Genomic DNA, 25,559 nt, shown 5'->3' with positions numbered 1-25,559 from the left:
CCGGGACACCCGGGGCCCGCGCGGGGCTCGGCTGGCATGCACGCGTCGTGACAGGCAGTGGCGCAACCGGTACCGGCCCGTGCAAAGATGAGACGCCCGCGCGCGGCCGGAGGCATGGAACGTCCAGGTCGGAGGAGGCGTGTCAGGGGCGTCGGACGGGTTGCGGGTTGCGGCGAAAGGACCGGAGCGTAGGTGAGCGAGAATCAGAACCTCCTCGCGGAGCAGCGCCGTGCCCTGATCGTGGACGAGGTCCGGCGCCGAGGCGGTGTCCGCGTCAACGAGCTGACGCGCAAGCTCGGCGTGTCGGACATGACCGTGCGCCGCGATCTGGACGCGCTCGCTCGCCAGGGTGTGCTGGAGAAGGTGCACGGCGGCGCGGTGCCGGTGGTCGAGCCGAGCACGCACGAACCGGGCTTCGAGGCCAAGTCGGGTCTGGAGCTGTCCGCCAAGGAGGACATCGCACGCGCCGCCGCACGGCTGGTCACGCCGGGGACGGCGATCGCACTGTCCGGCGGTACGACGACCTACGCGCTCGCCCAGCACCTGCTGGAGGTGCCCGATCTGACCGTGGTGACGAACTCGGTGCGGGTCGCGGACGTCTTCCACGCGGCGCAGCGCACCGCCGGCCAGCCGCAGGGCGCGGCCACGGTCGTACTGACGGGCGGGGTGCGCACCCCGTCCGACTCGCTCGTCGGACCGGTCGCCGACCAGGCGATCGCCGCGCTCCACTTCGATCTGCTCTTCCTCGGCGTCCACGGCATATCGGTGGAGGCGGGTCTCTCCACGCCGAACCTCGCCGAGGCGGAGACCAACCGCCGGCTGGTGCAGTCGGCGCGGCGGGTCGTGGTGGTCGCCGACCACACCAAGTGGGGGACGGTGGGCCTGAGTTCGTTCGCCACACTGGGGCAGGTGGACACGCTGGTGACGGACGCGGGACTGCCCGCCGACGCGCGGGCGGAGATCGCCGAGCACCTGCGGCGCCTGGTGGTCGCGGGCGAGCCGGACGACGACCAGGACTCAGAGGGCACCGAGGGCGCTGAGGGCACCGAGGACGTCTGATGACACGTCAGCTAGTCTGACGGTTCGGCTCTCCCGGTCTCCCCGGGACTTCACGAGGGGGTTCGTCGCCATGACTCATCGTCTGCGCCCGGTGGGGATCGATTTCACCGAGACCGCCCCCGTACGACTCGTGTTCGCCCGCAACATCGCCGCCTCGCCGGACGCGGTCTTCCGAGCGCTCGCGGAGGACGTGGCCGACTGGTCGGCATGGTTCTCCGCGGTGGCCTCGGTCCGGTCGACCGACGGCGGGCGCGAGGTGCGGCTGCGGGGCGGCATCCACTTCCAGGAGTCGGTGCTGGCCGCGAAGGGGCCCGAGCTGTACACCTACCGGGTCGACGTGACCAACACCCCCGGTGCCCGCGCCTGGATCGAGGAGTGGCAGCTCACTCCGGCCGGCCCCGGACCCGACGCCGGGACCCGGGTCCGGATGACCTTCGCGCTGGACGGCACGGCCGTCTTCCGCTTCGTGTGCCGGCTCGCCCGCGCGGGCGTGGGGCGCTCCTTCCGGCAGGCGGTCGACGCGCTGGACCGGCGCCTGGCCGGGTGACGCGCCGGCGCGTCCGGGTCCTTCGGCTCAGTCCGGCCACACGCCCGTCGCCAGCAGGGACTCGATGGCCTCCGTGTAGGGGGCGATGTCGAGCCCCTGCTCCTCCAGCCAGCTGTCCGAGTAGTACTTGTCGAGGTAGCGGTCGCCCGGGTCGCACAGCAGGGTGACCACGCTGCCCGTGCGGCCCTCGGCCACCATCTCGGCGACGATCTTCAGCGCGCTCCACAGGCCGGTGCCCGTCGAGCCACCCGCCTTGCGGCCGATGGCCCGCTCCAGGGCGCGTACGGCGGCCACGCTGGCCGCGTCCGGGACCTTCATCATCCGGTCGATCGCGCCGGGCACGAAGCTCGGCTCCATGCGCGGCCGGCCGATCCCCTCGATGCGGGAGCCGCAGTCGCAGGTGACGTCCGCATCGCCGGTCGTCCAGCCCTCGAAGAAACAGGAGTTGTCCGGGTCGGCGACGCAGATGCGGGTGTCGTACTGCATGTAGTGGACGTACCGCGCGAGGGTCGCCGAGGTGCCGCCGGTGCCGGCCGTGGCGACGATCCAGGCGGGCTCCGGGAACCGCTCCAACTCCAGTTGGCGGAAGATGGATTCGGCGATGTTGTTGTTGCCGCGCCAGTCGGTGGCCCGCTCGGCGTAGGTGAACTGGTCCATGTAGTGGCCGCCGGTCTCCACCGCGAGGCGCGCGGACTCCTCGTACATCTGCCGGGAGTCGTCCACGAAGTGGCACTGCCCGCCGTGGAACTCGATGAGACGGCACTTCTCGGCGCTCGTCGTGCGCGGCATCACCGCGATGAAGGGCACCCCGATCAGCTTGGCGAAATACGCCTCGGAGACGGCCGTCGAACCGCTGGACGCCTCGATGACCGGGCGGTCCGGGCGGATCCAGCCATTGCAGAGGCCATAGAGGAAGAGGGAGCGCGCGAGGCGGTGTTTGAGGCTGCCGGTCGGATGGGTCGACTCGTCCTTCAGGTACAGGTCGATGCCCCACCGCTCGGGCAGCGGGAAGCGCAGCAGGTGCGTGTCCGCCGAGCGGTTGGCGTCGGCCTGGACCTTGCGGACGGCCTCCTTCAGCCAGGCGCGACAGGCGGCGTCGCTGCGGTCGACATCGAGGGTGGCGCCGGTCCGGGTCCGGGGTGTGGTGCTCACGGCGGGGCTCCTTACGGTGGGCGCCGACGACTCCTCGCGCGGCCGGCATTTCGATGATAGGCACCTTCCACACCACTTCTCACCTGCATAAACGCATCTTTGAGCCACCCAAAGCGGGGCTGGGGCACGCCCGTGCCAGGGTTTCGGCGCACTTTGGCGCGAGTGCTCCGGGCGCTTGTCGAGTGCTCCCTTCGCGCACTGGTGCTCCGGCCCGCGTCGGGGCAGACTGCACCGCATGGGGCGATCGTCCCGAACGGGGGGCGCACACAGGGGTACCCGGATCGCCGAGGACCGGAACGACCGGAGCTGGAACAGCCGGAGACGGTACGACCGGACAAGGGCCGGATCCGGGCCGGGGCGGACCGGGACGGGGCCAGCGACGCGCACAAGGGGGCGGCGAGGGATGGCGGAGCCGGAGTTCACGGCCACGGGCGTGCGGATCGGCAAAGGTCTGCGCTCGCTCACCCGGGCCGGCAAGGTCCGCATCAGCGACGGCAGGCTGGAGCTGCTGAACAGCTACGGCAGCGAGATCGACAGCGCGCCGGTGCAGGCGGTGCGCGCCTCCAAGCCCTGGTACGCCTCCGACGACCGGGCTTCGGCCGACATCGACGGCAGGCGTTATCAGCTGACGCTCGGCGAACAGGACCCCGCGCCGGGCGAACCGGGGCCACCCGCGGCACGGCGCTTCATCGAAGCGGTGCGCCGCGCGGCCGGACGCGGCACCTGACCTGCGCCCCGTCGCGGCGAGTTGCGGGAGCAGGACCACTGCGTCACGCTGGTCTCACGTCACTCTGGGTTTACCGGCGGCTACGCTGCGAACCAGCCCGCCGGCCACGACAGCAGGTGGACGTCTGGACGCCATCACCACTCTGCTGGATCCGTTGTTCCCGTGTTCTCCGTTCTCCGTGTTCTTCCGGTTCCTCCGGACCTCACATCGGGGAGTCGCAGCCGTGATCAGTCACCCAAGCAGACACTGCACGGTGGAGCTGCAAGCCCTGCCGTCGCGGATCGGACAGGTCCGCAGAATCGTATCTGCACAGTTGCGCTACTGGCATATGGACCCATTGATCGACCGGGCCGCGCTCGGTGTGACGGAGCTGCTCAGCAACGTCCACCGGCACGCCCGGCCCGACAAGTCGTGCACCGTCGAGCTGGAGCTGCTGTCCGACCGGCTCACCGTCTCGGTGCGCGACCACGATCCGCGGCTCCCGGTGGTGGCCGACGAGGCGGAGGCGGCGCACGCCACCCCGCTGGCCACCTGCGGGCGAGGCCTGGCGATGGTGGCCGCGGTGAGCGAGAGCTGGGGCGCGCGTCCGGACGGGGACGACGGCAAGGTCGTGTGGTTCACGCTGCCCGCCTCCGCCGCCGCGCACGGGCAGCGGGCGCCGCTGCGCACGACCGAGCAGCAACCGGTGCCCCGGATCACGGAGATGCAGCCGGCGCCGGCCCCGGTCGCCGCCTCGGCTCCGGCACCGACCGTGACCCACACCTCGGCCATGACACCGGTGCGCACCTCGCCTCCGGTCTCGGCGCCCGCACCCGCACCCGCGCTGGCACCGGTCGCGGCCTCCGCCTCGGCACCCGCTCCCGCCCGGTCCGCCGTTCCCGGTTGACCAGGCGGTGACTACCCGGCGCGGCGACCGGGCGGTGAGTCGTCATGACCCACCGCCCCCGCCGTGCCGGGGCTGTGGCACTCGGACACACGGGGGTGTGCCGGGTGCCTGCCGAGGACTGCGGCATGGTCGCCGCCGTACGACGTCGTGCCGGCCGCCCCCTGCGTCCTACGACGGAACCTCACTCGGTGGCGATGGCCCGGAGTACGTCCAGGTGGGCCGCCCGCCGGGCCGGGCGCAGGCCCGCGAGGGCGCCCGCCGCGAGGCCGACCAGGGCCACGACGGCGAGCCGGGCCGGCGGGAGCGCGAAGGCGAACGCGGTGTCGCTCGCGCCGTCGGAGGCCTTCACCAGGACCCAGCCGAGGAACGCACCGAGACCGAGTCCGCCGGCCGTTCCGAACGCGGCGACCAGGACCGACTCCCAGCGGACCATGGCCCGCAGCTGGGCGCGGGTCTGTCCGACGGCCCGGAGCAGGCCCAGTTCCCGGGTGCGCTCGTGCAGGGCGAGGGTGAGCGTATTGGCGATGCCGAGCAGGGCGATGACCACCGCGAGGGCGAGGAGGGCGTAGACGAGGGTCAGCATCATGTCGATGCCTCCGGCCGAGGACTGCGCGTACTCGTCGCGGGTCTGCACCTCGGGGCTGCCGTAGCGGGCGGCCGTCTTCCGCACCGCGGCCTTGCCCACGTCGGCGCTCACCCCGCGCTTGAAGGTGACGGCGATCAGGGTGTCGGAGTCCTGGGTGCGGTGGGGCTGCCAGGCGGCACGGGTGATGACGTAGTCGCCGGCGAGTTCGGACTGGCCGTAGACGGCCCGGACGGTGAAGTTCTCTGCCTTTCCGTCGGTGAAGGTGAGCCGTGCCGTGTCGCCGGCGTGCAGGCCCTGCCGGTCGGCCTCGGTGCGGGTGAGGGCGATGCCGTCGCCGCCGAGGTCGTTCAGGGAGCCGGTGACCGTGCCCAGGTCGAAGGTGCGGGCGAGCGCGGCCGGGTCGGTGACCGTCAGTGCCCTGCCCCTGCCGTCGACTTCGGCGACTCCGCGGCCGAGTCCGACGGCGGTGTCCACCTCGGGCAGCCGTTGCAGGGCCGGGGCGAGCCGGGGGCTGAGCCCGCTGCCGCCCGCGCCGAAGGAGGGTGCGCTGACCGCGAGGTCGCCCGCGAAGGACCGGGAGACCGTCTGGTCCATGGTGGCCTTCAGGGAGGCGCCGAACACGGTGAACAGCGAGACGACGGCGACGCCGATCATCAGGGCGCTCGCGGTGGCGGCCGTCCGCCTGGGGCTGCGCAGGGCGTTGCGCCGGGCGAGGGCGCCGGTGACGCCGCGCAGCCGGTCAAGAGGCGCCCCGAGGACGCGTACGGCGGTGGTGGCGGCGACCGGGCCGAGGACCACGAAGGACGCCAGAGCGAGCAGCGCGCCGAGCCCCGCGAGCCAGACGGACGGTTCGACCAGGACGCCGGTGAGGGTGGCGGCCAGTGCCGCGGCTCCGAGGACCGTGCCGGCGACGGCGCGCGGGCGGGAGGCACCGGAGGCGTCGACGGCCGTCTCGCGCAGGGCGGCCAGCGGGGCGGTGCGGCCGGCGCGTACGGCGGGCAGCAGCGCGGAGCCGAGGCAGACCAGGATGCCCACGGCGAGCGGCAGGACCATCGACAGCGCCTTGATCACCAAGTCGCTGTCGGGGAAGGGGAATCCGATCGCCGGGAAGAGTGCCTGGAGTCCGGCGGCGATGCCGATGCCGCCCGCGAGTCCGGCGAGCGAGGCGGTGGCGGCGACCACGCTCGCCTCGGCGAGGGCGGCGGCGGTCACCTGACGGCGCGCGGCGCCGAGGGCACGCAACAGGGCGTTCTCACGGGTGCGTTGGGCGACCACGATGGCGAACGTGTTGTGGATGGAGAAGGTGGCGACCAGCAGGGCGACGCCGGAGAAGACGAGCAGGAAGGTGGTGAAGAGGGTCAGGAACTGGCTGGAGATCATGTCCGTGTTCTCCTCGGCCGAGCGCTGACCGGTGATGGCCTCGACTCCGCTGGGGAGCACGGGAGTCAGCCGCCGCACGAGTTCCGGCTGGCTCACACCCGGACCGGCCCGCACCTGGATGCTCGCCGCCTGGCCGGGCCGTGCGGTGAGGTACTTCTCGGCGTCGGAGCGGGTCATGCCGGTGAAGGTCACCTGGGCCATGCCGTCCTGGCCGCCGAAGGTGGCGAGGCCGACGATGGTCACCTCGACCGGGTCGGGGGTGCGCAGGACGGTGGTGTCGCCGATCTTCAGGCCGCCCTTCTTCGCAGCGCCCCGGTTCACCACGACCTCACCGGAGCGCGCCGGTACGCGGCCTTCGGCGAGCCGGTACGGGTTGAGCTTCGGGTCGGCGATCCAGTTGCCGGCGAGGGTGGGCGGCCCCTAGCCGCCGATCGGCTTGCCGTCGGCGCCGACGAGTTGGCCGGCACCCTGGATGTCCGGGACGGCGGACGCCACACCGGGGACGCGCTCGATCGCGGTCAGCAGGGAGGTGTCGACGGGCCGCCGTACGCCCTGGGCCTCGCCGGGCGTGGTGATGGCGTCGGCGCCGCGTACGACGGCGTCGGTGCCGCTGGTGGCCTCGCCGAACATGGTGCCGAAGCCGGCGCGCAGGGTGTCGCCCATGACGAGCGTGCCGGCGAGGAAGGCGACGCCGAGGAACACGGCGAGGAACGTGCCGGCGAATCGACGCCGGTGTGTGCGCAGGGAGTTGAGGCTGAGCCGCAGTGAGGCGTTCACGACCGCACCTCGAAGGCCTTCATGCGGTCCAGGACCTTGTCGGCGGTCGGGGACTGCATCCGGTCGACGAGCCGTCCGTCGGCGAGGAAGACCACCTCGTCGGCGTGGGCGGCGGCGACCGGGTCGTGGGTGACCATGACGACCGTGCGCTCCATCTGCCGGACGGCGCGGCCGAGGAGCCCGAGGACCTCCTCGCCCGAGCGGGAGTCGAGGTTGCCGGTCGGTTCGTCGGCGAAGACGACGTCCGGGCGGCCGGCGAACGCCCTTGCCACGGCGACGCGTTGCTGCTGTCCGCCGGACAGTTCGAAGGGCCGGTGGTGCAGCCGGTCGCGCAGTCCGACGACGTCCACGAGCGCGTCGATCCACTCGCGGTCACCGCGCCGTCCGGCGAGGTCCAGGGGCAGGGTGATGTTCTCGGCGACGGTCAGGGTCGGTACCAGGTTGAACGCCTGGAAGACGAAGCCGATCCGGTCGCGGCGCAGCAGGGTCAGACGGCGGTCGTCGAGCGTGCCCAGCTCGGTGTCGCCGATGTGGGCGGCGCCCGAGGTGAGCGTGTCGAGTCCGGCCGCGCAGTGCATGAGGGTGGACTTGCCGGAGCCCGAGGGGCCCATGATCGCGGTGAAGCGTCCGGCCGGGAAGTCGACGTCGACGCCGTCCAGGGCGCGTACGGCGGTGTCGCCGCCGCCGTACACCTTGACCGCGTCCACCACCCGGGCGGCTGTGCGCCGTGTGGTCGTCGTGATCATGCCGCACCGCCCTTGCCCGTGCGGCCGAACTGCTCTTCCAGGACGGACAGGCGGCGCCAGTACTCGTCCTCGTCGATCTCGCCGGAGGCGAAGCGGCGGCCGAGGACCGCGAGCGGCGAGTCGCCCGCCGGGCGGCCGCCGTCCAGTGCGCGCCAGGGGGCGTCGCGGCCGCGCCGGACGGTGCGGCGCACGAACGTGACGACGGCGACCACGACGGCCGCCCAGATCAGCGGGAAGAAAAGGATCCACGGGCCGGGTCCGCCGTCCCAGTTCGCCAGGGTCTGCATCTCGGGTCATCTCCCCTGTCAGAAGGTCTTCGGGTGATGCCAAGAGGCTCCCTCGGGCAGGGGGTCCGGGTCGTCGTGCGACCGGCGGCAGTGCGCCTACCTCCCGGGGAGTACGGGGACCGGTCACGGCTGCTCCCCGGTACGTACCGGTGGCCCGTGTGCGGGCCCTGCGGGTACGCCGAGTCGGCCGCCGGGCCGGTCAGTTCGAGCCGGCCGGGCTCGGGGGCCGGAAGGTCACCGCAGTGCGTCCAGCGGGTCGTCGAGGACCGGTTGCCAGGCCAGTTCGGCGGCGCCGACCAGGCTGTTGTGGTCGAGGGTGCAGGGGAGGATGGGGACGCCGCCGCTCTGGCCCCAGAGGCTGCGGTCGGCGACGACGGCGCGCAGGCGCTCCGGGTCGGCGTCGAGGAGGGTGCGGTGCAGGCCGCCGAGGATGATGCGGTCGGGGTTGAGGATGTTGACCAGGCCGGCGAGGCCGAGGCCGAGGCGGTCGATCAGGGCCTCGGCGGCGGTGCGGACGGCCGGGTCGGCGTACTGGGTGCGCAGCAGGTCGTTGGCCTGCTGGAGCAGGGAGACCTCGGGGCCCGGTTCGCGGCCTGCCTCGACGAGCAGGGCCAGCGGGTCGGCCTCGACGTCGAGGCAGCCACGGCTGCCGCAGTGGCAGGGGCGGCCCTCGGGGTTGACGGTGAGGTGACCGACCTCCAGGGCGAGGCCCGAACTGCCGGTGTGCAGGCGGCCGTCGAGGACCAGGGCCCCGCCGACGCCCCGGTGCCCGGTGGCCACGCACAGCAGGTCCCGGGCGCCCCGGCCGGCGCCGTGCCGGTGTTCGGCGAGCGCGGCGAGGTTGACATCGTTGCCCGCGAAGGCGGGGCCGGTGATGCCCGCGGCGCGCACGCACTCCGCGAAGATCCGGCGCACCGGCGCCCCCACCGGCCAGGCCAGGTGCAGGGGGTTGAGGGCGAGACCCTCGGGTTCGGCGACGGCGGACGGGACGGCGAGCCCGGCGCCCACACAGCGCAGGCCCGTCTCGTGCAGGAGTGCGGCGCCCGCCTCGACGACGGAGCCCAGCACCTTCGCCGGGTCGGCGTCGACGGTCTCGCAGCCCGGCGCGGTCGCCACGATCCGGCCGCCGAGGCCGACCAGCGCCGCCCGGAACCCGTCGGCGTGGACCTGTGCGGCGAGCGCCACGGGGCCGTCCTCGGCGACCTCCAGCCGGTGCGAGGGGCGCCCCTGGGAACCGGCGGCCGCGCCCGGCCGGGCGTCGACGCGGATCAGGCCCAGCGCCTCCAGTTCGGCGGCCACCGCCCCGGCCGTCGCCCGGGTGACCCCGAGTTCGGCGGTGAGCACGGCCCGGGTCGGTGCCCGCCCGGTGTGCACCAGCTCCAGCGCGGGTCCGAGCGCACCGCGCCCCCGGTCCAGCCGCGCCCTCGAGGTGGTCCCTTCCCCCGACTTCCGGGGGTCCGCCTTGCCGCTCATGAGGGCGAGTCTCCCATGATCCGGACCCGTCGTGGCCGTCGCCCGGATCCGGCAGCGGCTCACCCTGTCCTCGCCCGGATCCGGGAGCCGCTCACCCGGCCGTCGCCGGCAGTCCGCTCACCCTCAGCGTGATGTTCAGTCGCCCTGCCAGCCCCAGCTCGGGCGGCGCCGTGCCCGGGTGCACGCGCGGCACCCCGTGGAAGGCGAAGCGGGACTCTCCGCCGAAGACGAACAGGTCGCCGCTGCGCAGTTCCACGTCCGTGTACGGCTTCGTCCGGGTCTCGGTGTTGCCGAAGCGGAACACGCAGGTGTCGCCGAGGCTCAGCGAGACCACCGGCGCGTGCGACTTCTCGTCGCCGTCGCGGTGCATGCCCATGCGGGCGTCGCCGTCGTAGAAGTTGATCAACGCGATGTCGTACGGCTCGGCCGGGACCGACGACGGGCCGAGCGCGTCGGCCACGGCGTCGCGGCCCAGCTCGTCCAGCCAGGCCGGGAAGGGCTTCACGGGGGCGTGGTCGCCGTCGACGACGGTGCGGGCGTAGGCGTACGGGTACCAGTGCCAGCCCAGGCAGACCTGGCGGGCGGTCATCGTGCCGCCGCCCGGGGTGCGGACCGTGCGCAGCCCGGCGGGCGGCCGCGCCCACACCCGGCAGGCGGTGAGCAGCGCGCGCTGTCGCCCGGCGTCCAGCCAGTGCGGGACGTGCACGGCGCCCGGCGCGACCTCGGAGGGCTCGCGTGCGAACAGTTCCACGTCCATGTGCTCCATCCTGCCAAAGTCCCGCCCGACCGGTGCTGAGCTGCGGCTCGGCTAGCCTGGAGCACGATGAACGACCGTATGACGACTCCGTGGGGCGAGATCGAACTGTCCCGCTTCCCCGAGGATCCCCGCGACCGGCTGCGCGCGTGGGACGCCTCCGACTCCTACCTGCTGCGGCACCTGGCCGAGGAGGGGGTGGCGCTCACGGGTGCGGTCGTGCTGGTCGGCGACCGCTGGGGCGCGCTGGCGACGGCCCTCGCGGAGCACCGGCCGACGCAGATCACCGACTCCTTCCTGAGCCAGGAGGCGACCCGGCGCAATCTCGTGCGGGCCGGTGTCGAGCCGGGTGCCGTGCGTCTGCTCACCACCCAGGACCCGCCGCCGGAGCGGGTGGACGTGCTGCTCGTGCGGGTGCCGAAGAGCCTGGCGCTGCTGGAGGACCAGTTGCTGCGGCTCGCGCCCGCCGTGCACGAGGCAACGGTGGTCGTCGGCACCGGAATGGTGAAGGAGATCCACACGTCCACGCTTCAGCTGTTCGAGCGGATTCTCGGTCCGACCCGGACCTCGCTGGCGCGGCAGAAGGCCCGGCTGATCTTCTGCACCCCCGACCCGGCCCTGGTGCGGCCGGCGAACCCGTGGCCGTACCGCTACGCCCTGCCGGACGGGATCGGCACGGTGTCCGGGCACACGGTCGTCAACCACGCCGGCGTGTTCTGCGCCGACCGGCTGGACATCGGCACCCGGTTCCTCCTCGAGCACCTGCCGGCCGGGCCGCGCGGGGGCCGGGTGGTGGACCTCGGCTGCGGCAACGGGGTCGTCGGTACGGCGGTGGCGCTGGCCGACCCGGAGGCCGAAGTGCTGTTCGTGGACGAGTCGTTCCAGGCCGTCGCCTCGGCCGAGGCGACGTACCGGGCCAACGGGGTACCGGGGCACGCCGAGTTCCGGGTCGGGGACGGGCTGGCCGGGGTGGCCCCCGGGAGTGCTGACCTCGTGCTGAACAACCCGCCGTTCCACTCCCATCAGGCGACGACCGACGCGACGGCGTGGCGGATGTTCACCGGGGCGAAGCGCGCGCTGCGGCCGGGCGGTGAGCTGTGGGTGATCGGCAACCGGCACCTGGGGTACCACGTCAAGCTCAAGCGGTTGTTCGGGAACAGCGAACTCGTCGCGAGCGACCCGAAGTTCGTGCTGCTGAGGGCCGTCAAGCAGGGCTAGGACAGGACGTCGGACGTCGGTGCGGCGCACGAGACCGTGCGCCGCACCGACGTCGGCCAGGTGAGGGGGCCGTGTGGCGCGCGGTCAGCCGGCGGCGCGGCCGAGGACACCGATGATCCGGGCCACCTCCCGGGCCATGGCCTCCCGGCCCACGCTGAGGTACTTGCGGGAGTCGACGGCCTCGGGGTGGGCGGCGAGGAACTCCCGGATCGCGCCGGTCATCGCCGCGTTGAGGGCGGTGCCGACGTTGACCTTGCCGATGCCGCCCGCGACGGCGGCGACCAGGGCGTCGTCCGGTACGCCCGAGGAGCCGTGCAGGACGAGCGGGACGGTGAGCGCGGCGGACAGCCGCTCGAGCAGGCCGTGGTCGAGGGCGGCGGTGCGGGTGGTCATGGCGTGCACGCTGCCGATGGCCACGGCCAGGCCGTCGACCTCGGTCCGGGCCACGAAGTCGCGGGCCTGGTCGGGATCGGTGCGGGCGCCGGGCGCGTGGGCGTCCAGCGGGGGCCGGCCGTCCTTGCCGCCGACCTGCCCGAGCTCGGCCTCGATCCACAGGCCCTGGCTGTGCGCCCAGTCGGCCGCGGCCCGGGTCGCCGCCAGGTTCCCGGTGTACGGCAGCCGGGCGGCGTCGTACATCACGGAGCTGAAGCCGGCTCCAAACGCCTGGCGCAGCAGGTCGTCGCTCTGCACGTGGTCGAGGTGCAACGCGACGGGTACGTCGGCGCGTTCGGCGGCGGCGACGGCCGCGCGGGCCAGCGGCAGGAGCCGTCCGTAGCGGAACTTGACGGCGTTCTCGCTGACCTGGAGGACCACGGGGGCGCCCGTGGACTCGGCGCCGGCGATGACGGCCTCGATGTGTTCGAGGGTGATGACGTTGAAGGCGGCGACGGCGGAGCGGGTTCCGGCGGCTCGGGTGACCAGCTCGCCGGTGGTCGCGAGGGGCACGACTTGTCTCTCTTCCTTGGCGCGGGTCAGGGGGCGAGGATCACCGAACGGGTGAGGTGGCGCGGCCGGTCCGGGTCGAGGCCGCGCGCGTCGGCGACGGCCACGGCGAGACGCTGGGCGCGGACGAGTTCCGCGAGCGGGTCGAGCCGGCCCTCGATCCACAACCCGCCGGTGCCGCGTACCTGTTCGGCCAGACCCTCGGGAGCCTCGCCGAACATCCAGGTTGCGGTGCCCTGGGTGGTGATGCTGATCGGCCCGTGCCGGTACTCCATCGCCGGGTAGGCCTCGGTCCAGGACAGCGACGCCTCCCGCATCTTCAGGCCTGCCTCGTTGGCGAGTCCGACGGTCCAGCCCCGGCCCAGGAAGGTGAACTCGGTGCATTCCACGAGCCCTGCGGGAAGAGGGGTGGTGAGGGCCGTGCGGGCGTCCGCGACGGCGGCCTCGGTGTGCAGTCCGAGGTGGGCGCGCAGGAGGGTGAGGGCGGTGGTCGCGAACCGGGTCTGCACGACGGAGCGTTCGTCGGCGAAGTCCAGGACGACGAGGTCGTCGGCCGCCTTCATCACGGGGGTGGCGGGGTCGGCGGTGATCGCGGTGGTCCGGGTGCCGCCCTTCAACCGCCCGAGGAGGTCGAGTACTTCGGTGGTGGTGCCGGAGCGGGTGAGGGTGACGACGCGGTCGTACGAGCGGCCGCGTGGGAACTCGGACGCGGCGAACGCGTCGGTCTCGCCCTGCCCGGCGGACTCGCGCAGGGCGGCCACCGCCTGCGCCATGAAGTACGAGGTGCCGCAGCCGACGATCGCGACCCGCTCCCCCGGCACCGGCAGCGCCTCGCGGTGCCGCCCCGCCTCCTCGGCCACCCGCGTCCAGCACTCGGGCTGGCTGTTCAGTTCGCCCTGGACATGGCTCATGCCACACCCTCCCTTTCTGATTGTTCCTGCAAGATATAGCGAGCTTTCGAGCACAATCAAGCATTCGAGCGCAGAGCAGGGTGCGCTAGGGTCGCCGGGTACACAAGGAACGGAGGCTGCGGATGTCCCGGGACGCCCGCTGGAAGGCGCTGCTGGAACTGCTCGTCGAGCGCGGCCGGCTGGAGGTCGAGGACGCGGCGGCCGAGCTGGGGGTGTCGGCGGCCACGATCCGCCGGGACCTCGACCAGCTCGCCGAGCAGCAGATGCTGGTGCGCACCCGGGGCGGGGCGGTCGTGCACGGGGTGTCGTACGAGCTGCCGCTGCGCTACAAGACGGCCCGCCGCGCCTCCGAGAAGCAGCGGATCGCCAAGGCGGTGGCCGATCTGGTGGCGCCGGGCGAGGCGGTGGGGCTGACCGGCGGCACCACCACCACGGAGGTGGCCCGCGCCCTGGCCGTGCGCCCCGACCTCGGCACCGGAACACCCGCGCTGACCGTTGTCACGAACGCGCTCAACATCGCCAACGAGCTTGCCGTACGGCCCCAGTTCAAGATCGTGGTGACGGGCGGGGTGGCGCGCGCGCAGTCGTACGAGCTCATCGGTCCGCTCGCGGACGGGGTGCTCGGTCAGGTCACGCTCGACATGGCGGTCCTCGGTGTCGTCGCCTTCGACGTCACGCACGGCGCGGCGGCTCACGACGAGGCGGAGGCCGCGATCAACCGGCTGCTGTGCGAGCGCGCCGAGCGGGTGGTGGTCGCCGCCGACTCCAGCAAGCTGGGCCAGCGGGCGTTCGCCCGGATCTGCGCGGCGGAGCTGGTGGACACGCTCGTCACGGACGTGGCCGCCGACGAGGGGACGGTGCAGAGGTTCGAGGAGGCGGGGATCCGAGTCCTCGCGGTGTGAGTCAGTATCCGCTGCGGTCGACCTTCACGAACCCCGCCCCACGCTGGTCGTTGCAGCCGGTCACCGCTCGCCCTGCCGCGTCGGGCCAGACCTGCTGCGCCTGGAGCGCCACACTCACCAGCGTCAGCAGCAGGTCCACGTCGCTCGCGGCGTCGAGCCGGAGGGTCACCCACTGCGAGCCCGGCACGATCCGGATGGCACCGGTGTGCCGCATGTCCTTGGCGAACCGCCGCACGGCCCGGTCGGTCATCCGCAGGTCGACGTCCCGGGCCGAGTGGAAGTGGGCGATCTCGCCCTGTATCGAACTCACCGCCTGTCCCAGGCCGCAGCTCGGGGCCGTCCGTCTCAGGTCCGGCCAGGTCGCCAGTTGCGCGAACGCGCGCGAGGCCAACGTCATGACTCCATCATGGACCGCTCACCCGTCCGCAACCAGCGCGTCGGCAAGCATTAACCATCCTGTGTCCGTGAGCGGACCGGCCGCCGAGCGACGGACCGGCGCCGCGAACAGGTCGAGCCTCGGGGACCGTTGCCGACGTCGGACCCTGTGCGCACCCTGCATCCGCCGTCGGCCGAAGGCACCTCGCCCGCGCACTCCTCCTATCGGATTCCGGTAGGACAAAGAGCCCTACATCTGATGAACTCGCTCGCCAGTTCTCATCCTTCCGCCTGTTCCCCGGTGGTTCGGCGGGTGATGGTCAGCCACTCGGGCGCCGTCTCGGCGTCGCTGTACGTGTCGTGCCAGTTCCACCATTCGTACGGCGGGGTCTGGGGATAGCCCTCGGGCGAGTCCTCCCAGGTCTCCTGCCGCCCGAGCGCGGTCATGTCGAGATAGGTCCAGGTGTTCCCCATCACCTCGTCACCACGGTTGTTGACGAAGTAGGTGCGGAACACGCTGTCACCGTCGCGGATGAACACGTTCGTGCCGTGCCACTCGTTCACCCCGAAGTCGGTGTCGAAGTCGTCGGTGATCGTGTACCAGGGCATCGTCCAGCCCATCCGCGCCTTCACGCGCTCGATGTCCGGCTGCGGCGCGCGCGAGGCGAACACGAGCGTGGTGTCACGGGCATGGAGATGCGCGAGGTTGGCGACATGGTCGGCCACCATGGAACAGCCGCGGCAGGCATGGTCCGGCCAGCCGAACACCCCGGGCTCGAAGAAGGCACGGTAGACGATCAGTTGACGACGGCCGTCGAACAGGTCGAGCAGACTCGCCTTCCCCTTGGGGCCGTCGAACGCGTACTGCTCCTCCACCGCCAGCCAGGGCATCCTCCGCCGCTTGGCGGCCAGTGCGTCACGGACGCGGGTCAATTGCTTCTCTTCCACGAGGAGTTGCCGACGGGCCGCCTCCCACTCCTCGCGCGAGACGATCGGGGGTGTCTTCATGATGACGTTCACCTTCCGGTTCTCAGAGATCGCGGAGCGTTCGCGGCAGCCCGAACAGAGGAAAGAGGCCGTTGTCGCCGAAGCGGGTGACGGCGGAGATCCGGTCGCCTGGCCGGCTGCCACGGCTGTGGCCGGCGGCCGGTGTCGCGCAGCGCGTAAAGACAGCGGTTGGTCGCGATGTGGTACAGCCAGGCGCGTACCGAGGACCGCCCCCGGAATCCCCCGAGCCCACGCCACGCGGCCAGGAGGGTCTCCTGCACCATGTCCTCCGCGTCCTGCACGGAGCCGGGAATCCGATAACAGTGCACCTGGAGTTCGCGCCGGCAGGGCTCGGTGAGCTCGCGGAACGCCTCGCCGTCACCCGCCCGCGCACGGTCCAGAGTCGATTCGATCACCACGGATTCCTCGCCTCGCCTCTCCAGTCTTCCGCAGATACCGACACCGTCCAGGCCGAAAAGTCATCGGTGAGTTCCACGGCACCGCTGTGTCTCCACAAGCGACCGCGTTTTCGCACCCGGGCGCCCGGAGGAACGGAGATCGTCGTCGCGCTCTCGTCCCTCCCGCCCCCACGCCGTCGATGCGACACGGCGTCGACGCATCACGAGTGGAGATACCTCATGACCATCCGCAATGCCCTCGTCATCGGCGCCGGCAGCGGCAGCGGCAGCCGCGTCGGCCGTGCCACCGCCGACGCCCTCACCGCCGCCGGAGTCCGTGTCCTGGCCGCCGGCCGCGAACGGGACGCCACGGATCCCGCACAGCGGGAGCGGGAAAGGCAGCGGGAGCGGGAAAGGCAGCGGGATGCGCACCCGGCGCTCCCCTTGCCCCGACCCCGCACCCCACCTAGCCTGACTTTGTGCCGCTACTAAACAAATCCCGTTCGCACAGCGTCGTGCCGGGCCCCGATCTCACGCGACTCCGGATCGCGATCACCACGTTCTTCGCCCTGGACGGCTTCATCTTCGCGGGCTGGGTGGTGCGCATCCCCGCCGTCAAGGAGCAGACCCACGCCTCCGCGAGCGGGCTCGGGCTCGCGCTGCTCGGGGTCTCCGCGGGGGCGGTCGTGACGATGACGCTGACCGGACGGCTGTGCCGCCGCGTCGGCAGTCACCGGGTGACCGTGCTCTGCGCGGTACTTCTCTCCCTCAGCGTCGCCCTGCCCCCGCTCACCCACTCGGCCCTGACCCTCGGCGCCGTACTGCTCCTGTTCGGAGCGGCCTACGGGGGTATCAACGTGGCGTTCAACAGCGCGGCCGTCGACCTGGTCGGGGCGCTGGGCAGGCCCGTCATGCCCAGTTTCCACGCGGCGTTCAGCCTGGGCGGAATGATCGGTGCCGGGCTGGGCGGGCTTGTCGCCGGCACCCTCTCCCCCGCCCGGCACCTGCTCGGCCTGACGCTCGTCGGACTGCTGGTCACCGCCGTCGCGGGACGCGCCCTCCTGCGGTACGAGTCGCCGGTCCCACCGGACCGCCCCCGCCGGGAAGCGGGCGGTCCGCACCGCCCGGACACCCGGACCCGTGGGCTCGTCGTCGTCTTCGGCCTGATCGCCCTGTGCAGCGCCTACGGCGAGGGCGCCATGGCCGACTGGGGCGCCCTCCACCTCCAGCAGGACCTGACGGCCTCGTCCGGGACGGCAGCGGCCGGGTACTCGTGCTTCGCGCTCGCGATGACCGCCGGCCGGCTGTCCGGGACGGCGCTGCTGGAGCGCCTCGGGCGTGCCCGGACCGTGATCGCCGGAGGCGCCACCGCGACGGCCGGCATGCTGCTCGGCGCCCTCGCACCCTCCGTCTGGGCGGCGCTGATCGGCTTCGCCGTCACCGGTCTGGGACTGGCCAACCTCTTCCCGGTCGCCGTGGAGCGGGCCGGCGCGCTGGCGGGTCCGTCCGGTGTCGCCGCGGCCTCCACTTTCGGGTACGGCGGCATGCTTCTGGGACCACCCGCGATCGGCTTCATGGCGGCCTGGTTCTCCTTGGCCACGGCGCTCACCAGCGTCGCCGCGCTGGCCGCCGTGGCCGCGCTCATCGGGGCGACGACACACCGGGCGATGACCGGCTGACCCCGGGCCCCCGCCGCCGCCCCGCCCACTGCGCCGACTCCTTGCGCGCGCACCCCGTCCGGCTGCCTGCGCGCGCACCCCGTCCGGCAGACTCGACCCCATGGAGACTGCCGAGTTCCTCGAGACCCTGGACCGGGAGGGCCGGTCGCTGGCCGCGGCCGCCGAAGCTGCGGGTACGGACGCCAAGGTGCCGACCTGCCCGGAATGGCAGGTGAAGGACCTGCTGCGGCACACGGGCGCGGTGCACCGCTGGGCCGCCGCGTTCGTCGCCGAGGGGCACACCGCTCCGCGACCCCTGGGTGACGCCCCGGACCTGGACGGCGCCGAACTGGTCGCCTGGTACCGGGACAGCCACCGCCTGCTGGTCGACACGCTGGCCGCCGCACCCGCCGATCTCGAGTGCTGGACCTTCCACCCGGCGCCCTGCCCCTCGCCCCTGACGTTCTGGACGCGGCGACAGGCGCACGAGACGGCCGTCCACCGCTACGACGCCGAGGCGGCCCGCGGCGGCACGGCGTCCGCGATCACCACGGAGTTCGCGGCCGACGGCATCGACGAACTGCTGCGCGGCTTCCACGCACGCCCTCGGAGCCGGGTCCGCACAAAGACACCGCGGGTGCTGCGAGTGCGCGCGGTGGACGCGGGCGCCGACGCGGCGTGGACCGTACGGCTGTCGGAGGAGCCGCCGGTGGCGACGCGGGACGGGTCCGGGGAGGCCGAGGCCGAACTCGCGGGCCCGGCGGACCAGTTGTACTTGGCGCTGTGGAACCGGGTGCCGGTGCCGAGCGTGACGGGCGACCTCGCTCTCGCGGCGCTGTGGCGGGAGAAGTCCGGGATCTGACGCCGACTCAGCCGGCGTCGTCGGTCAGCATCCGGGCGAGCACCGCGCGCTGTACGGGCCGTACCTCCCCGTGCAGCGCGCGCCCCTTCGCCGTGAGCGCCACGCTGACTCCGCGCCGGTCGTCCGGGCACATGGCCCGCTCGACGAGGCCGTCCTTCTCGAGGCGGCCGATCAGCCGGGACAGGGCGCTCTGGCTGAGGTGGACGCGGTCGGAGATCTCCTGCACGCGGTAGGCGAAGCGGCCGTCCCCCGAGGAGTCGCCGGCGAGCACGTCGAGGACCTCGAAGTCGCTGGCGCACAGGCCGTGTCCGCCCAGGGCCCGGTCCAGCTCGCACTGGGTGCGGGCATGCAGGGCCAGGATGCCCCGCCACTGCTCGGCGAGCGTCCGCTCGGCTTCTTTCGCCGCCATGAACGCACGGTAGCAGAGAAGCAGAATTATTGCATCGTAATTAAATGCGTTCGCATTTGATGCGTACGCATGTAGTCTCCTCGGCATGACCTCTCCGCTCACCCCTTCCGCGTCCCCGGAGCCGGCGGTCCGCTGGACTCCTCGGCTGTGGGGCACCCTGCTGGTGCTGTGCGCCGCGATGTTCCTGGACGCGCTCGACGTGTCGATGGTCGGCGTCGCGCTGCCGTCCATCGGTTCCGATCTCCATCTGTCCACGTCGACCCTGCAATGGATCGTCAGCGGCTACATCCTGGGATACGGCGGACTGCTCCTCCTCGGCGGACGCACCGCCGACCTGCTCGGCCGGCGCCGGGTGTTCCTGGTCGCCCTGGGCGTCTTCGCCCTCGCCTCGCTGCTCGGCGGGCTCGTCGACTCGGGTCCGCTGCTGATCGCGAGCCGCTTCATCAAGGGCCTGAGCGCGGCCTTCACCGCGCCGGCGGGCCTGTCGATCATCACCACCACGTTCCCGGAGGGTCCGCTGCGCAACCGCGCTCTCTCCATCTACACCACCTGCGCGGCCACCGGCTTCTCGATGGGTCTGGTCCTCTCCGGTCTGCTCACCGAGGCCAGTTGGCGCCTCACCATGCTGCTGCCCGCCCCGATCGCGCTGATCGCCCTCGCCGCCGGTCTCAAGCTGCTGCCGCGCAGCGCCCGTGAGGAGAACCACGACGGCTACGACATCCCGGGCGCCGTCCTCGGAACGGCCTCGATGCTGCTGCTGGTGTTCACCGTCGTCCAGGCGCCCGAGGCCGGCTGGGCCTCGGCCCGCACGCTCCTGTCCTTCCTGGCCGTCGCCGTCCTGCTGACCGCGTTCGTGCTGGTCGAGCGGCGCTCGCCGAGCCCACTCGTCCGGCTGGGCGTGCTGCGTTCGGGCAGCCAGGTCCGGGCCCAGTTCGGCGCGGTGGCCTTCTTCGGCTCGTACGTGGGCTTCCAGTTCCTGACGACCCTCTACATGCAGTCGCTGCTCGGTTGGTCGGCGCTGCACACGGCGCTCGCCTTCCTGCCCGCGGGCGCGCTGGTGGCGGTGTCGTCGACGAAGGTCGGCGCGATCGTCGACCGGTTCGGCACCCCGCGGCTGATCGCGGCCGGCTTCGCGCTGATGGCCGCCGGATACGCGCTGTTCCTGCGCATCGACCTCGACCCGGTGTACGCGGCCGTCGTCCTGCCGTCGATGCTGCTGATCGGCGCGGCCTGCGCCCTGGTCTTCCCCTCGCTCAACATCCAGGCGACCAACGGGGTCGAGGACCACGAGCAGGGCATGGTCTCCGGGCTGCTGAACACCTCGGTGCAGGTGGGCGGGGCGATCTTCCTGGCCGTCGTGACGGCCGTGGTGACCGCGTCGGCTCCCGCGCACGCGACCCCGCAGGCCGTCCTCGACAGCTACCGGCCCGGCTTCACGGTCGTCGCGGGCATCGCCCTGGTCGGCCTGTTGATCTCCCTCACCGGTGTGCGCGGCCGTCAGGCCCAGCAGTCGATCGTGGTCGCCCGGTCCACCGTGAAGGAGGCGGACGCGGAGCGCGTGGCGGTCCGCGACTGAGAGGGGGGAACGCCTCCCTGTGTGCGCCCGGCGCGTGGCGGATCGCCCCGCCGGGCGCACACCTGTGAGACTGACGTGATGCACGCACACGGGGGACGACGCACCAGGGCCGAGCAGGACGCGGCCACGGTGGAGATCGGATACGCGCTGGCCGGCGCCGCGTTCGCGGCGGCCGTCCTGTTCGGGGCCGTCGCCGGGCCGGCTCTCCTCTTCTCCTTGCCGCATCCGCTGTCGTCGGTGCTGCCGCGCCTCGGCATCGCCCTGGCCGCGGTGGTGTTCGTGGTCCGGGTGGTGAGCGTGCTGGTCCGCTTCCGGCGGGAGTCTCAGCCGAGCCAGCCCGGCCGCACCAGCCCCGACTCGTAGGCGAGGACGACGAGTTGGGCGCGGTCCCGGGCGCCCAGCTTCACCATCGTCCGACTGACATGGGTCTTCGCCGTGAGCGGGCTGACCACCAGGCGGCGGGCGATCTCCTCGTTGGACAGGCCGATACCGACCAGCGCCATCACCTCGCGCTCCCTCTCGGTGAGCCGGGCGAGGGCGTGGGCGGCGGCGGGCTCCTTGGAGCGGGCGGCGAACTCGGCGATCAGGCGCCGGGTGACACCCGGTGAGAGCAGGGCGTCTCCGCCGACCACCGCCCGTACCGCGCGCACGAGTTCGTCCGGCTCGGTGTCCTTCACCAGGAACCCGGAGGCGCCCGAGCGGATCGCCTCGAAGACGTACTCGTCGAGTTCGAAGGTGGTGAGCATGACCACCTTCACGTCCGCCAGTTCCGCGTCCTCGGTGACGCGCCGGGTCGCGGCCAGCCCGTCGAGCAGGGGCATGCGGATGTCCATCAGGACGACGTCGGGCCGCAGTTCACGCACCCGGCGCAGCGCCTCCTCACCGTCCGCCGCCTCGCCGGCCACCTCGATGTCGGGCTGCGCGTCGAGCAGCGCCCTGAAGCCGGCCCGCACGAGCGACTGGTCGTCGGCGAGCAGTACCCGGATCACTGGTCCTCCCTGGTGTGCAAGGGCAGTACGGCGAGCACCCGGAAGCCACCGTCGGGGCGCGGGCCCGCCTCGATCGTGCCACCCAGCGCGGCGGCGCGCTCCCGCATCCCGGCCAGCCCGTTGCCGCCGCCGCCCGCGTCGGCTCCGGTCGCGGGTCCGTCGTCGTCGACGCGCACCCGCAGTTCGTCTCCGTCGTGCTCGAGGCGCACCCACGCGTGCCGGGATCCGGAGTGCCGTACGACGTTGGTGAGGGCCTCCTGCACGATGCGGAAGGCCGCCAGGCCGGCGCCAGGCGCCAGGCGCGGCGGCTCGCCGTCGACCTCGACCGTCAGGCCGGCGGCCGCCGCCTGCTCGACGAGTTCCGGGAGCCGGTCGAGGCCGGGCGCGGGGGCGCGTGGCGCTGCGCCCGGTGCGCGCAGGGTGTCGAGGACCTGGCGCACCTCCCCGAGTGCTTCCTTGCTCGCGGCCTTGATGGTGGTGAGTGCCGTACGCGCCTGTTCGGGGTCGCTGTCCAGCAGGGCGAGACCCATGCTCGCCTGGACGTTGATGACGGAGATGCTGTGCGCGAGCACGTCGTGCAACTCCCGGGCGATCCGCAGCCGTTCCTCGTCCGCGCGCCGCTTGGCGGCCTGCGCGCGGTCCGCCCGCTCCCGGGCCCACTGCTCGCGCCGCACCCGGGCCAGTTCGGCCACCGCGACGACGACCAGCACCCAGGTGGTGACGACGATCTCCTGGCCGATGCTCGCGCCCTTGTCCCCCGCCGGCGGCAGCCAGCGGTACAGCCGGAGCGCGATCAGCGCATGCCCCGCCCACAGCAGGCCGAGGGCCGTCCAGGCGGCGCGCCGGTGCCCGGCGACGACGGCACTGAAGCAGCTGACGACGACGGTCAGGAACACCGGCCCGTAGGGGTAGCCCGCGCCCGTGTAGACCAGCACCGCGGCCGCCGTACCGAAGGCGACTGCCGCCGGGTGGCGGTGTCGCCACAGCAGCAGGAGGGAGGCAACGAGCAGCAGCACGCGCCCGGTGGTGTCGAGCGGCTCGCGGTGAGGCTGCCCGTGCGCGGCGAAGTGCGAGCCGACGAGCACGAACACGGTGACCAGCGCCGTGGACCGCCAGGGCATCCGCGCGGGGCGCGTCTCGGCGTCGCCTGCGGAGCGGTTCCACCACGGCGGCCCGTACCGCCACCAGTGCGTGGGCCCGGGGCCGCGCTGCTCTTCCATGCCCGCCACGCTAGACGCCGACGGACCGCGCGGACGTCAGCCGGGCGAGGTGATCACGAGTACTCCCCGGGGAGTACGACCGCCCGCGCGGTCAGCGCCCGCCGGTGAGCGAGTCCACCTCGGCGGCGAACAGCACGTCCTGGTCGAAGCCCATGCCGGCGAAGTGGCCGGCGAGTTCCAGGGAGAGCACTCCGTGCAGCCGGGTCCAGAAGGCCAGGGCGCGCCGCAGGACGGGGAGCGGGGCGGGGTGGTCGCCGGCCCAGCGGCGGTGGTCCGCGAGGTGCGCATCGAGGGCGTCGGGTGCCGCGGCCTCCGGGGCCGTCAGCGGTGGCGGCGTGCCGGGGGCGTCGGCCACGCACACGTCCAGCAGGGCGGCCATGATCTCCTGCGCGATGGCGGTGATGTCGTCAGGTGCCCGGTAGCCGGGGACGGGGGTGCCGTAGACCAGGAAGTACCGCTGCGGGTCCGCCAGCGCCCAGCGGCGCAGCGCCTGCGCGAGGCCGGACAGCCCCGCACCGGAGTCGGCGGCGGCGCGGAAGGTGTCGGCGAGGCTGCGGTAGGCGTCCCGCACCAGTTCGGTGATCAGGTCGTCCCGGCCGGCGAAGTACCGGTAGAGGGCCGGGCCGCTCATGCCGAGATCCTTCGCGATGGCGTTGAGGGACAGCCCCGAGGCCCCTGCCGTGGCGATCTGCTCCCAGGCCCGCGCCTTGATCTCCGCACGCACCTGGCTGCGGTACCGCTCACGGGGACTCGCCGCGCCTGCCGCCATCGCCTTCACACTCCTCCACGCCGAATGGTTTCAACGTATCACCAGCGCAAGAGGTCGTAACGGCTTTGCGAGTAAGAGCTTGACACTCACGATGGATAGCATCATTTTAGTTATAGCTTCTAACTCAACCGAAGGGCTCTAGCCGCAATGGCTCCGGCAGCCCTCATCGACACGGAGACACGGAGGTCGTCATGGGAAGCAGGGAACTGGTCGAGGTCGTCCTGCCGGGCACGGTGGAACCGGAGGGCCTGGAACTCCGGCGCCGGGACATACCGGCACCGGGCGCCGGGCAGATCGTGGTCCGGACGGAGGCCACAGGGGTGTCGTTCGCCGAGCAGCAGATGCGCCGGGGGCGTTACTACGACCAGCCGCCGTTCCCCTTCGTGCCGGGATACGACCTGGTCGGCACGGTTCTCACGGCTGGCGCGGGAGTCGCCCCGGACCTCGTCGGCCGGCGCGTGGCCGCGCTGGTCAAGGTCGGTGGCTGGGCCAGCCACGTGGTGCTCGACGCGGCGGACGCGGTGGAGGTGCCGGCCGGGATCGGGGCCGCGGAGGCGGAGACGATGGTGCTCAACGGCATCACGGCCTGGCAGATGCTGCACCGCAGGGCGCGGGTGCGCGACAGCGGGAAGATCCTCGTGCACGGCGCGGGCGGCGGCGTCGGCACCGTCCTCGTCCAGCTCGCGCGGGCGGCCGGCCTGACCGTGATCGGCACCGCCTCCGCCCGCCACCACGACGCACTGCGCACGATGGGCGTCACCCCGGTCGACTACCGCGCCGAGGACGTCCCGGCGCGGGTCCGGGAACTCGCCCCCGGCGGGGTCGACGCGGTCTTCGACCACCTCGGCGGACGCAGCGTCGTCGACTCCTGGCGGCTGCTCGCCCCCGGCGGGACCCTGGTCTCCTACGGCAGCGCCACGACCCGGGACGACACGGGCTCCAAGCAGTGGCCCGTACTGAAGATCCTGGGCCGGGTGTGGCTGTGGAACGCCCTGCCGAACGGCCGCCACGCGTACTTCTTCAACGTCTGGGCGGGGCGCGCCCTGAACAAGGACCGCTTCCGGGCCAGACTGCGCGCCGACCTCACCGAGGTGTTCCGGGCCCTGCAGCGCGGCGAGGTCACCGCGCACGTGGCCGCCCGGCTGCCGCTCACCGAGGCCGCCCGGGCGATGCGGCTGGCCGAGTCCGGGACGGTGACCGGGAAGGTCGTCCTCGTTCCGGAGGCGTAGGAGGCACCCTCGCTCCCTCGGCGCGGAGGGGGTGGGGCCGGCCCCTCAGGAGCCGCCCAGCCCCACCGACTCCGCCAGCCGGAGGACCGCGTGCCGGAAGAACGGTTCGGGATCCTCCACCAGCCGGTGGAACTGACCGAACACCTCGAAGCCGACCAGCCCGAACAGCTCGGCCCAGGCCGCCGTCAGGGCCACAACGGTCCCGGGCGGCAGTTCGGGGGCGAAGTCGGCCGCCATCCGCTCGGCCTCGGGGCGCAGGCCGGCGGGGACGGACAGGTCGGCGAGACCGGGTCCCTGTTGGGCGTCGCGCACGATGCCGATGAGGAGCAGGCCGACGCGGGAGGCGGCGGGAACGGTGGTGTCGGGCGCCGAGTAGCCGGGCACGGGCGAGCCGTAGATCAGCGTGTACTCGTGCGGCTGGGCGAGCGCCCAGGCCCGCACCGCCTCGCACACGGTCGTCCAGCGCCCCATGAGGTCCGCGTCGGGGATCCGCGCGTGCGCCGCCTCCGCCGCCGCACCGAGGGAGTCGTAGGCGTCGATGATGAGCGCGGTCAGCAGGTCGTCGCGACTGGGGAAGTACCGGTAGAGCGCGGAGGACACCATGCCCAGTTCGCGGGCGACGGCCCGCAGCGAGAGCTTGGCCGCGCCCTCGGCCGCCAGCTGTCTGCGAGCCTCGTCCTTGATGGCCGCGGTGACTGCCGTCCTGGCCCGCGCTCGGGCGCCCTGTGCGGTACTCATCC

The 25,559-nt window shown here is 72.9% G+C and carries 27 protein-coding genes and 1 pseudogene; 12 read left to right on the top strand and 16 right to left on the bottom strand.

From position 1 onward, the window contains the following. Positions 1-192 precede the first annotated feature (192 nt). The gene (locus tag ACWD5D_RS34795; RefSeq protein ID WP_451376801.1) at positions 193-1,059 is read left to right on the top strand and encodes a DeoR/GlpR family DNA-binding transcription regulator; all 867 of its coding nucleotides are present in this window, start codon (positions 193-195) and stop codon (positions 1,057-1,059) included. 70 nt (positions 1,060-1,129) lie between these two features. Then, entirely contained in the window at positions 1,130-1,606 is a 477-nt protein-coding gene (locus tag ACWD5D_RS34790; RefSeq protein ID WP_451376800.1) for an SRPBCC family protein, read from the top strand. Positions 1,607-1,633: 27 nt separating this feature from the next. Here ACWD5D_RS34790 and ACWD5D_RS34785 read toward each other — a convergent pair whose 3' ends face one another. Then, the gene (locus tag ACWD5D_RS34785; protein WP_451376799.1) at positions 1,634-2,758 is read right to left on the bottom strand and encodes a PLP-dependent cysteine synthase family protein; all 1,125 of its coding nucleotides are present in this window, start codon (positions 2,756-2,758) and stop codon (positions 1,634-1,636) included. A 403-nt stretch (positions 2,759-3,161) separates the two neighbouring features. On the opposite strand from ACWD5D_RS34785, the gene ACWD5D_RS34780 reads away from it, so the two are divergent. Together ACWD5D_RS34780 and ACWD5D_RS34775 are read left to right on the top strand one after the other, a co-directional pair. After that, on the top strand, positions 3,162-3,485 hold the full coding sequence (locus tag ACWD5D_RS34780) for a hypothetical protein (protein WP_451376798.1): 324 nt from the start codon (positions 3,162-3,164) through the stop codon (positions 3,483-3,485). 223 nt (positions 3,486-3,708) lie between these two features. Further along, positions 3,709-4,371 carry an ATP-binding protein gene (locus ACWD5D_RS34775; protein ID WP_451376797.1) on the top strand — a complete coding sequence of 221 codons (663 nt, stop codon included), beginning with the start codon at positions 3,709-3,711 and terminating at the stop codon, positions 4,369-4,371. Between the two features lie 181 nt (positions 4,372-4,552). Here the strand turns inward: ACWD5D_RS34775 and ACWD5D_RS34770 are convergent. From ACWD5D_RS34770 to ACWD5D_RS34750, 5 genes and pseudogenes are all read right to left on the bottom strand, one after another. Then, positions 4,553-7,114: pseudogene (locus tag ACWD5D_RS34770) on the bottom strand (ABC transporter permease). After that, complete coding sequence (locus tag ACWD5D_RS34765) at positions 7,111-7,860, bottom strand: ABC transporter ATP-binding protein (RefSeq protein WP_451376796.1); 750 nt, start codon at positions 7,858-7,860, stop codon at positions 7,111-7,113. Before ACWD5D_RS34765 ends, ACWD5D_RS34770 begins: the two are co-directional and overlap by 4 nt. Continuing rightward, positions 7,857-8,147 (bottom strand): SHOCT domain-containing protein, encoded by a 291-nt coding sequence (locus tag ACWD5D_RS34760; protein WP_451376795.1) that lies wholly within the window; start codon positions 8,145-8,147, stop codon positions 7,857-7,859. Before ACWD5D_RS34760 ends, ACWD5D_RS34765 begins: the two co-directional genes overlap by 4 nt. A gap of 234 nt (positions 8,148-8,381) precedes the next feature. Then, a complete protein-coding gene (locus tag ACWD5D_RS34755; RefSeq protein WP_451376794.1) occupies positions 8,382-9,620 on the bottom strand; it encodes an ROK family protein in 1,239 nt (412 codons plus the stop codon). A gap of 91 nt (positions 9,621-9,711) precedes the next feature. Beyond that, positions 9,712-10,377, bottom strand: coding sequence for an alpha-ketoglutarate-dependent dioxygenase AlkB family protein (locus tag ACWD5D_RS34750; protein ID WP_451376793.1), 666 nt, complete (start codon positions 10,375-10,377; stop codon positions 9,712-9,714). Positions 10,378-10,455: 78 nt separating this feature from the next. On the opposite strand from ACWD5D_RS34750, the gene ACWD5D_RS34745 reads away from it, so the two are divergent. Next, positions 10,456-11,592, top strand: coding sequence for a methyltransferase (locus ACWD5D_RS34745; protein ID WP_451376831.1), 1,137 nt, complete (start codon positions 10,456-10,458; stop codon positions 11,590-11,592). Positions 11,593-11,676: 84 nt separating this feature from the next. Here ACWD5D_RS34745 and ACWD5D_RS34740 read toward each other — a convergent pair whose 3' ends face one another. Continuing rightward, positions 11,677-12,537 carry a class II fructose-bisphosphate aldolase gene (locus ACWD5D_RS34740; protein ID WP_451376792.1) on the bottom strand — a complete coding sequence of 287 codons (861 nt, stop codon included), beginning with the start codon at positions 12,535-12,537 and terminating at the stop codon, positions 11,677-11,679. A 26-nt stretch (positions 12,538-12,563) separates the two neighbouring features. Further along, a complete protein-coding gene (locus ACWD5D_RS34735; protein WP_451376791.1) occupies positions 12,564-13,445 on the bottom strand; it encodes an SIS domain-containing protein in 882 nt (293 codons plus the stop codon). Between the two features lie 122 nt (positions 13,446-13,567). Between ACWD5D_RS34735 and ACWD5D_RS34730 the strand changes: the two genes are divergently transcribed. Continuing rightward, a complete protein-coding gene (locus ACWD5D_RS34730) occupies positions 13,568-14,347 on the top strand; it encodes a DeoR/GlpR family DNA-binding transcription regulator (protein WP_451376790.1) in 780 nt (259 codons plus the stop codon). A 1-nt stretch (position 14,348) separates the two neighbouring features. On the opposite strand, the gene ACWD5D_RS34725 is transcribed toward ACWD5D_RS34730, so the two are convergent. From ACWD5D_RS34725 to ACWD5D_RS34715, 3 genes are all read right to left on the bottom strand, one after another. After that, entirely contained in the window at positions 14,349-14,744 is a 396-nt protein-coding gene (locus ACWD5D_RS34725) for a luciferase domain-containing protein (protein ID WP_451376789.1), read from the bottom strand. A gap of 257 nt (positions 14,745-15,001) precedes the next feature. Continuing rightward, positions 15,002-15,730, bottom strand: coding sequence for a DUF899 domain-containing protein (locus ACWD5D_RS34720; protein ID WP_451376788.1), 729 nt, complete (start codon positions 15,728-15,730; stop codon positions 15,002-15,004). Between the two features lie 8 nt (positions 15,731-15,738). Further along, the gene (locus tag ACWD5D_RS34715; RefSeq protein ID WP_451376787.1) at positions 15,739-16,125 is read right to left on the bottom strand and encodes a sigma factor; all 387 of its coding nucleotides are present in this window, start codon (positions 16,123-16,125) and stop codon (positions 15,739-15,741) included. A 222-nt stretch (positions 16,126-16,347) separates the two neighbouring features. On the opposite strand from ACWD5D_RS34715, the gene ACWD5D_RS34710 reads away from it, so the two are divergent. From ACWD5D_RS34710 to ACWD5D_RS34700, 3 genes are all read left to right on the top strand, one after another. Beyond that, on the top strand, positions 16,348-16,599 hold the full coding sequence (locus ACWD5D_RS34710) for a hypothetical protein (protein WP_451376786.1): 252 nt from the start codon (positions 16,348-16,350) through the stop codon (positions 16,597-16,599). Between the two features lie 23 nt (positions 16,600-16,622). Beyond that, positions 16,623-17,786: an MFS transporter gene (locus tag ACWD5D_RS34705; protein WP_451376785.1), complete on the top strand. Its 1,164-nt coding sequence runs from the start codon at positions 16,623-16,625 to the stop codon at positions 17,784-17,786. A gap of 100 nt (positions 17,787-17,886) precedes the next feature. After that, positions 17,887-18,627: a maleylpyruvate isomerase family mycothiol-dependent enzyme gene (locus tag ACWD5D_RS34700; RefSeq protein ID WP_451376784.1), complete on the top strand. Its 741-nt coding sequence runs from the start codon at positions 17,887-17,889 to the stop codon at positions 18,625-18,627. A gap of 7 nt (positions 18,628-18,634) precedes the next feature. Here the strand turns inward: ACWD5D_RS34700 and ACWD5D_RS34695 are convergent, their stop codons facing one another. Further along, entirely contained in the window at positions 18,635-19,036 is a 402-nt protein-coding gene (locus ACWD5D_RS34695; RefSeq protein WP_451376783.1) for a MarR family winged helix-turn-helix transcriptional regulator, read from the bottom strand. Positions 19,037-19,121: 85 nt separating this feature from the next. On the opposite strand from ACWD5D_RS34695, the gene ACWD5D_RS34690 reads away from it, so the two are divergent. Both ACWD5D_RS34690 and ACWD5D_RS34685 read left to right on the top strand, forming a co-directional pair. After that, positions 19,122-20,612, top strand: coding sequence for an MFS transporter (locus ACWD5D_RS34690; protein ID WP_451376782.1), 1,491 nt, complete (start codon positions 19,122-19,124; stop codon positions 20,610-20,612). Between the two features lie 78 nt (positions 20,613-20,690). Further along, a complete protein-coding gene (locus ACWD5D_RS34685; RefSeq protein WP_451376781.1) occupies positions 20,691-20,975 on the top strand; it encodes a DUF6332 family protein in 285 nt (94 codons plus the stop codon). Here ACWD5D_RS34685 and ACWD5D_RS34680 read toward each other — a convergent pair. From ACWD5D_RS34680 to ACWD5D_RS34670, 3 genes are all read right to left on the bottom strand, one after another. Continuing rightward, the gene (locus ACWD5D_RS34680) at positions 20,936-21,601 is read right to left on the bottom strand and encodes a response regulator (protein WP_451376780.1); all 666 of its coding nucleotides are present in this window, start codon (positions 21,599-21,601) and stop codon (positions 20,936-20,938) included. The genes ACWD5D_RS34685 and ACWD5D_RS34680 overlap by 40 nt on opposite strands. Next, positions 21,598-22,821, bottom strand: a complete 1,224-nt coding sequence (locus tag ACWD5D_RS34675; protein ID WP_451376779.1) for a sensor histidine kinase — start codon at positions 22,819-22,821, stop codon at positions 21,598-21,600. Before ACWD5D_RS34675 ends, ACWD5D_RS34680 begins: the two co-directional genes overlap by 4 nt. A gap of 91 nt (positions 22,822-22,912) precedes the next feature. Then, the gene (locus ACWD5D_RS34670; RefSeq protein ID WP_451376778.1) at positions 22,913-23,590 is read right to left on the bottom strand and encodes a TetR/AcrR family transcriptional regulator; all 678 of its coding nucleotides are present in this window, start codon (positions 23,588-23,590) and stop codon (positions 22,913-22,915) included. Between the two features lie 191 nt (positions 23,591-23,781). On the opposite strand from ACWD5D_RS34670, the gene ACWD5D_RS34665 reads away from it, so the two are divergent. Then, a complete protein-coding gene (locus ACWD5D_RS34665; RefSeq protein ID WP_451376777.1) occupies positions 23,782-24,819 on the top strand; it encodes a medium chain dehydrogenase/reductase family protein in 1,038 nt (345 codons plus the stop codon). Between the two features lie 45 nt (positions 24,820-24,864). On the opposite strand, the gene ACWD5D_RS34660 is transcribed toward ACWD5D_RS34665, so the two are convergent. Next, positions 24,865-25,557 carry a TetR/AcrR family transcriptional regulator gene (locus tag ACWD5D_RS34660; protein WP_451376776.1) on the bottom strand — a complete coding sequence of 231 codons (693 nt, stop codon included), beginning with the start codon at positions 25,555-25,557 and terminating at the stop codon, positions 24,865-24,867. Positions 25,558-25,559: the final 2 nt, after the last annotated feature.

The organism is Streptomyces sp. NPDC002520 (assembly GCF_053595235.1).
This window is presented reverse-complemented; position numbering and strand designations above follow the sequence as displayed.